The organism is Streptomyces dioscori, assembly GCF_003024195.1.
Taxonomy (GTDB): Bacteria; Actinomycetota; Actinomycetes; order Streptomycetales; family Streptomycetaceae; genus Streptomyces; species Streptomyces dioscori.
The window spans coordinates 91,434-98,678 of record NZ_KZ679060.1 but is presented as its reverse complement, the minus strand read 5'-3'; the positions used below and the strand labels follow the sequence as shown (position 1 = coordinate 98,678).

The 7,245-nt window shown below is 69.4% G+C and carries 4 protein-coding genes; all 4 read right to left on the bottom strand.

Going from position 1 to position 7,245, the window contains the following annotated elements; genetic code table 11:
* Positions 1 to 385: 385 nt before the first annotated feature.
* The 4 genes from ilvC to C6Y14_RS40300 all read right to left on the bottom strand — a co-directional run bounded on the left by ilvC (position 386) and on the right by C6Y14_RS40300 (position 7,032).
* On the bottom strand, positions 386 to 1,384 hold the full coding sequence (ilvC, locus tag C6Y14_RS40315) for a ketol-acid reductoisomerase (RefSeq protein ID WP_107021903.1): 999 nt from the start codon (positions 1,382 to 1,384) through the stop codon (positions 386 to 388).
* A gap of 97 nt (positions 1,385 to 1,481) precedes the next feature.
* The gene (ilvN, locus tag C6Y14_RS40310; protein ID WP_107021902.1) at positions 1,482 to 2,009 is read right to left on the bottom strand and encodes an acetolactate synthase small subunit; all 528 of its coding nucleotides are present in this window, start codon (positions 2,007 to 2,009) and stop codon (positions 1,482 to 1,484) included.
* 26 nt (positions 2,010 to 2,035) lie between these two features.
* A complete protein-coding gene (locus C6Y14_RS40305) occupies positions 2,036 to 3,892 on the bottom strand; it encodes an acetolactate synthase large subunit (protein ID WP_107021901.1) in 1,857 nt (618 codons plus the stop codon).
* Positions 3,893 to 4,131: 239 nt separating this feature from the next.
* Positions 4,132 to 7,032 carry a putative bifunctional diguanylate cyclase/phosphodiesterase gene (locus C6Y14_RS40300; RefSeq protein WP_225891522.1) on the bottom strand — a complete coding sequence of 967 codons (2,901 nt, stop codon included), beginning with the start codon at positions 7,030 to 7,032 and terminating at the stop codon, positions 4,132 to 4,134.
* Positions 7,033 to 7,245: the final 213 nt, after the last annotated feature.

Sequence of the window (7,245 nt, the reverse complement as noted above, 5' to 3'; positions counted from 1 at the left end):
AAGTCCGGGCCCAGTGCGTCCACCGTCGCGGGCGACAGTTCTTCAGCGATGAGTACGACAGGTTTCGAGCTCACGTGAGTCCTCACAAGTCCAATGCGGACGGCCGTCCCGACGGCCGCAGGCGGTGAAGGATTGCCGCGTGGAAGACGCACGACGCTGTGGGCCCGACGCGTATGTAGTGCTGCAGTCTAGTGGCGACGCGCCGTGTTCACGCGCCTCCGCAGAAGGATCACCCGCACGTGCACCTCAGCGCGCGGGCGCATACTCAGCCCCTCCGGCGTTTGAGGAGCGGGGTCCGGGGCAGAGCCCCGTGCGGCGCCACGGGCAGACGGCTACGGCCGCGGCACCGGGGCGCAACCCCGGTACCACGGCCGAACCGACGGAGTCACTCGTCGTCGTTGACCCACGACATCAGCTTGCGCAGTTCCTTGCCGGTGGTCTCCAGCAGGGACTCGGCGTCAGCCGTCTTGTACTCGTTGTACTTCTTCAGACCGCCGTGGTACTCGTCCATCCACGCCTGGGCGAAGGTGCCGTCCTGGATCTCGGCGAGGACCTTCTTCATCTCGGCCTTGGTGGCGTCCGTGATGATCCGCGGGCCGGTGACGTAGTCGCCCCACTCGGCGGTCTCGGAGATCGACCAGCGCATCTTCTCCAGGCCGCCCTCGTACATGAGGTCGACGATGAGCTTCAGCTCGTGCAGGCACTCGAAGTACGCGATCTCCGGCTGGTAACCGGCCTCGGTCAGCGTCTCGAAGCCCGCCTTGACCAGCGCGGCCGTACCACCGCACAGGACGGCCTGCTCACCGAACAGGTCGGTCTCGGTCTCCTCGGTGAAGGTCGTCTTGATGACGCCGGCGCGGGTGCCGCCGATGCCCTTCGCGTACGAGAGCGCCAGCGGGAAGCCGTTGCCGGTCGCGTCCTGCTCGACGGCCGCGATACACGGGACGCCGCGGCCCTCCTCGTACTGGCGGCGGACCAGGTGGCCCGGGCCCTTGGGGGCGACCATGCAGACGTCGACGCCGGCCGGGGGCTTGATGAAGCCGAAGCGGATGTTCAGGCCGTGGCCGAAGAACAGCGCGTCGCCGTCGTTGAGGTTGTCCTTGATGGACTCCTCGTAGACCTGGGCCTGGATCGGGTCCGGGACGAGGATCATGATGACGTCGGCCTCGGCGGCGGCCTCCGAGGGGGTCACCACGCGCAGGCCCTGCTCCTCGGCCTTCGCCTTGGACTTGGAGCCCTCGTGCAGACCGACCCGGACGTCGACGCCCGAGTCACGGAGCGACAGCGCATGGGCGTGGCCCTGACTGCCGTAACCGATGACCGCGACCTTGCGGCCCTGGATGATGGACAGGTCGGCGTCAGCGTCGTAGAACAGCTCGGCCACTTTGGGTTCTCTCCTTGGTGTGCAGGTGTTGCGTCCCACCGTATGCCGGAGGGATGAGGGGAAGTTCCGGGGTCTCGAAATGCGGGCGGCCCGCGGTCTACGCGGACCGCTCCAGGGCCCGCAGCGACCGGTCGGTGATCGAGCGGGAGCCGCGGCCGATGGCGATCGTGCCGGACTGGACCAGCTCCTTGATGCCGAACGGCTCCAGCATCTTGAGCATGGCCTCCAGCTTGTCGGCGCCGCCGGTGGCCTCGATGGTGACGGCCTCCGGGGAGACGTCGACGGTCTTGGCGCGGAACAGCTGGACGATCTCCACGATCTGGGAGCGCGTCTCGTTGTCGGCGCGCACCTTCACCAGAACGAGTTCGCGCTGGACGGCCGCGCCGGGTTCCAGCTCGACGATCTTCAGCACGTTGACGAGCTTGTTGAGCTGCTTGGTGACCTGTTCGAGCGGGAGTGCCTCGATCACGTTCACCACGATGGTGATGCGCGAGATGTCGGCGTGCTCGGTGACACCGACCGCGAGGGAGTCGATGTTGAAGCCGCGCCGGGAGAACAGGGCGGTGATCCGGGCGAGGACACCGGGCTTGTTCTCCACCAGGACGGAGAGCGTGTGCTTGGACATGGGTCTGCTTCCTTTACCTACGGCTCTCAGTCGTCTTCGTTGTCGCCGAAGTCGGGGCGGACGTCCCGGGCGGCCAGGATCTCGTCGTTCGAGGTGCCGGCGGCGACCATCGGCCACACCATGGCGTCCTCGTGGACGATGAAGTCGATCACGACGGGACGGTCGTTGATCGAGTTCGCCTCTTCGATGACCTTGTCCAGGTCGTCGGCCGACTCGCAGCGGATCGCGTAGCAGCCCATGGCCTCCGACAGCTTCACGAAGTCGGGGACGCGGGTGCCGGCGCTCGGCTGCTTGCCGTCGGCGTCCGGACCGGAGTGCAGCACGGTGTTGGAGTACCGCTGGTTGTAGAAGAGGGTCTGCCACTGGCGGACCATCCCGAGGGCGCCGTTGTTGATGATGGCGACCTTGATCGGGATGTTGTTCAGGGCGCAGGTGGTGAGTTCCTGATTGGTCATCTGGAAGCAGCCGTCACCGTCGATCGCCCAGACCGTGCGGTCCGGTGCGCCGGCCTTGGCACCCATCGCGGCCGGGACCGCGTAGCCCATCGTCCCGGCGCCGCCGGAGTTCAGCCAGGTCGCGGGCTGCTCGTACTGGATGTAGTGCGCGGCCCACATCTGGTGCTGGCCGACCCCCGCGGCGAAGATCGTTCCCTGCGGGGCGAGCTGTCCGACGCGCTCGATGACCTGCTGCGGGGAGAGCGAGCCGTTGTCGGGCTGCTCGTACCCCAGCGGGTAGGTCTCGCGCCAGCGGCCGAGGTCCTTCCACCAGGCGGTGTAGTCGCCGGGGTGACCGTCGCTGTGCTCCTTCTGCACGGCCTGGATCAGATCGGCGATGACCTCGCGGGCGTCTCCGACGATCGGCACGTCGGCGGCGCGGTTCTTGCCGATCTCGGCCGGGTCGATATCGGCGTGGACGATCTTCGCGTGCGGGGCGAAGCTGTCCAGCTTGCCGGTGACGCGGTCGTCGAAGCGGGCTCCGAGGGCGACGATCAGGTCGGCCTTCTGCAGCGCGGTGACGGCGGTGACCGAACCGTGCATGCCCGGCATTCCCACGTGCAGCGGGTGGCTGTCGGGGAATGCGCCGAGCGCCATCAGGGTGGTGGTGACGGGCGCTCCGGTGAGTTCTGCGAGGACCTTCAGTTCGGCGGTGGCGCCGGACTTGATGACGCCGCCGCCGACGTAGAGGACGGGCCGCTTCGCCTGGGTGATCAGCCGGGCCGCCTCGCGGATCTGCTTGGCGTGCGGCTTGGTCACCGGGCGGTAGCCGGGCAGGTCCATGACCGGCGGCCAGGAGAAGGTGGTCCTGGCCTGGAGGATGTCCTTGGGGATGTCGACCAGGACCGGTCCGGGGCGGCCGCTGGAGGCGATGTGGAACGCCTGCGCGATCGCCTGGGGGATGTCCTCCGCCCTGGTGACCAGGAAACTGTGCTTGGTGATCGGCATGGTGATGCCGACGATGTCCGCCTCCTGGAAGGCGTCCGTGCCGATCGCCTTGGAGACGACCTGCCCGGTGATCGCGACCAGCGGCACGGAGTCCATGTGGGCGTCCGCGATCGGGGTGACCAGGTTGGTGGCGCCCGGCCCGGACGTCGCCATGCACACGCCGACCTTGCCGGTGGCCTGCGCGTACCCGGTGGCCGCGTGGCCCGCGCCCTGCTCGTGGCGGACCAGCACGTGCCGCACCCGCTTGGAGTCCATCAGCGGGTCGTACGCCGGAAGGATGGTGCCGCCGGGAATGCCGAATACCGTGTCGGCCCCGACCTCCTCAAGAGCACGGACGAGGGACTGCGCTCCCGTCACCTGCTCGGGGGCGGACTGCTGTCCTCCGGAACGGGGCCGCGGCTGCGGGTGGTGGGCCCCGGTGGCCTGCTCGGTCATCGGCATTCTCTTCTCGATGCTGAGGGTTTTTGCGAGTTTTGAGCGGTGTGCGGTTACTGATCGACAGTCACTGGTGCAACAAAAAACCCCTCGTGCCGTGAGGCAGGCGAGGGGAGCGCGTCGGGTGCGGTAGCGGGGACTTCCGGGTCATCGATCCGGTGCTTCCCTGCTCAGCCGACGCGCTTTCCAAGTACGAGAATTCGGGTGCGCATGGCACAGACCCTCCCCCCGGCACGCTGTGCGTGTCAAGTGGGTGGGACGGGAGTCTCATTATGTGAGCGGAGCGCGATACCGGTTCCATACCCTCCCGAGGCGGCGCCTGCCGCGTACGCACTGCTGCCCCCACCTGCGAAGACGCCGCTGCCACCACCTCCTGCGAAGACGGGTTCGACGGGGCCGTGGGGCACGCTGTAGACACCGCCGGCGAGGGCTCGGCGCATTCGGTACTCGTCCAGCGGTCCCGAGAAGGCCACGCCCTGTCCATGGGTGCAGCCCATCGAGCGCAGGGCGATCACCTGCTCGGGCAGATCCACGCCGTCGGCCACGGACTGCAGCCCCAGGTCGTTGGCGATCCGCAGCAGTCCGCTGGTGATCTTGTGCAGCCGGGCGGACTCGACGACCCCCTCGACCAGACCGCGGTCCAGTTTCAGTACGTCGACGGGGAGCCGGCGCAGCGCGGTGATCGTGGCGTACCCGCTGCCGAAGCCTTCCAGGGCGATCCGGACGCCGAGCCGCCTGAGCGCCTTGAGGCGGCGCTCCAGCTCGTCCAGGGAGACCTTGGGGTCCGTCTCGGCCAGCTCCACGATCAGGGCGCCGGAGGGCAGTCCGTGCCGGGTGAGCAGCGCCTCCACGGAGCTCAGCGGCATGGAGCGGTCGAGGAGTCTGCGGGCGGTCATCCGGACGGCGACGGGCACGGCGAGTCCGGTGGCCGCGCGCTCGGCGGCCTGTTCGACCGCTTCCTCCAGCATCCAGCGGCCGAGTTCGGCGGTGCGGTCGCTGTCCTCGGCGACGCGCAGGAACTCGGCGGGCGTGAACAGCACCCCCTGGGCCGAGCGCCAGCGCGCCTGCGCGGCCACCGCGGTGATCCGGCCGGTGTCGAGGCAGACCACGGGCTGGTGCAGCAGGGCGAACTCGCCGTCGTGCAGGGCGGCACGCAGCCTGGTGGCCAGCTCCGCCTTGCGGACGACGTCCTGCTGCATCTGTGGCACGTACAGCTCGACGCGGCCCTTGCCGGCCGCCTTCGCGCGGTACATCGCCAGGTCGGCGTTGCGCAGCAGTTCGCCCGCGCCCAGGCCGGGCTCGGAGAAGGACACCCCGATGGAGGCGGCGACCCGGACATCGTTGCCGTCGATGAGGTACGGCTGCGACAGGGTCGTACGCAGCCGGTCGGCGAGTTCGAAGATGTGGCGCTCGCGCGCGGTGCGGTCGCGGGAGCCGTCGCCGACGATCAGGGCGGCGAACTCGTCGCCGCCGAGCCGGGAGGCGGTGTCTCCCTTGCGGACCGCGTCCTGGAGTCTGCGGGCGGCCTGGACGAGGAGTTCGTCACCGGCCTGGTGGCCGATGGTGTCGTTGACCGCCTTGAAGCCGTCGAGGTCGATGAAGAGCACGGCGGTGCCGTGGTCGGAGGAGCGTCGGCCGGAGAGCGCCTGTCCGACGCGCTGGGTGAACAGGGCGCGGTTGGGCAGGTCGGTGAGCGGGTCGTGTTCGGCGTTGTGCTGCAACTGGGCCTGCAGGCGCACCCGTTCGGTCACGTCACGGCTGTTGAAGATGAGGCCGCCGTGGTGGCGGTTGACGGTCGACTCGACGTTGAGCCAGCCTCCGCCGCCGGACCGGAAACGGCACTCCATGCGGGTCGTGGGTTCCTCCGCGGGGCTGGCGGCGAGGAATCGGCGCACCTCGTGCACCACGCAGCCCAGGTCCTCCGGGTGGATCAGCGTGGCCAGTTCGGAGCCGACCAGTTCCTCGGCGGGCCGTCCGTAGACCCCGGCCGCGGCCGGGCTGACGTACCGCAGGATGCCGTTCGGTGCGGCGATCATGATGACGTCGCTGGAGCCCTGCACCAGCGAGCGGAAGTGGTTCTCCTTCTGGGCCAGTTCGTGCGTGAGGGTGATGTTGTCGACGAGCATGATGCCCTGGCGCACGACGAGGGCGAGCACGACCGTGCCTCCGGTGACGAGCACCACGCGGTCGACGCTGCGGCCGTTGAGCACGTTGTAGAGAATCCCCAGCGTGCAGACGGCGGCGGCCAGGTAGGGGGTGAGCGCCGCCAGCGAACTGCTGACGGGCCGGCCGAGGGGATACCGGCCGTGGCCTCCCTCCTGGAGGGGCACGTGTGCCGGTTGTCCCTGCCGGGGCCCGGGCACGTAGCCGTACACCACGCGCGTGTGCCCCTCTTCTTCCGTGTGTCCGTGCCCCTGCCCCACCCAGGGGGCGTAGGCGAGCAGCAGTGAGCCGGCGAACCAGCCGGCGTCGAGCAGCTGCCCGGAGCGGTAGTCGTTGTGGAGCAGTGGCGAGGTGAACAGGGCGTCGCACATCACCGTCAGGGCCAGCGCCCCGATCGCGGTGTTCACCGCGGAGCGGTTCACCGCCGACCGCCTGAAGTGCAGTGCGAGCACCATGCTCACGAGGGCGATGTCGAGCAGCGGATACGCGAGCGACAACGCGGTGTGGGGAACGCTCGGTTCCTCCGCCTTGGCCGCCTGGGCGAGCGCGAGGCTCCAGGAGAGCGTGAGCAGGGAGCCGCCGATCAGCCAGGCGTCGAGTCCCAGGCAGACCCAGCCGGCCTTGCTCACCGGCCGTTTGGCGAGGACGAGCAGTCCCACGATGGCCGGTGGGGCGAAGCACAGGAAGAACAGGTCCGCGTAGCTGGGGCTGGGCACCTGGATCTGCAGGACTACCTCGTACCAGCCCCAGACGAAGTTGCCCACCGCCGCCATCGCGGAGGAGAGCGAGAAGAGCAGCCATGCGGGTCGAAAGCGGCTGCGCCGGGTGCGGGCGCAGAGGAAGCAGGAGACGGCCGCGGTGGCGGCCGCCGCGCTCAGTCCGAAGTCGCCCATGATCAGGGCGAGTCGTGGAGAGCCCCAGCCGAGCGCGGAACCGACGGCGTATCCCGCGCACATGAGGGCGAGCACGAGTTGCGGGACCATGCCCGTCCCGCCCCCGGCGACCTGACCGCGGGTCAGCACGGCCCCCGGGGAGCTCACTGTGTCTCTCCGGGCCGAGCCGCCCCCGAGTCCCTCTGGTCCCGGTGCGCCGGATGTGCGTGACGCCTGCGACCGCTCGGCCGGCGGTGGTGATGGCCGCTGTGGCCGCATCTGCGCGCGGGTGGACACCAGGGCCGCCGTCGGCGACCCCGTCGC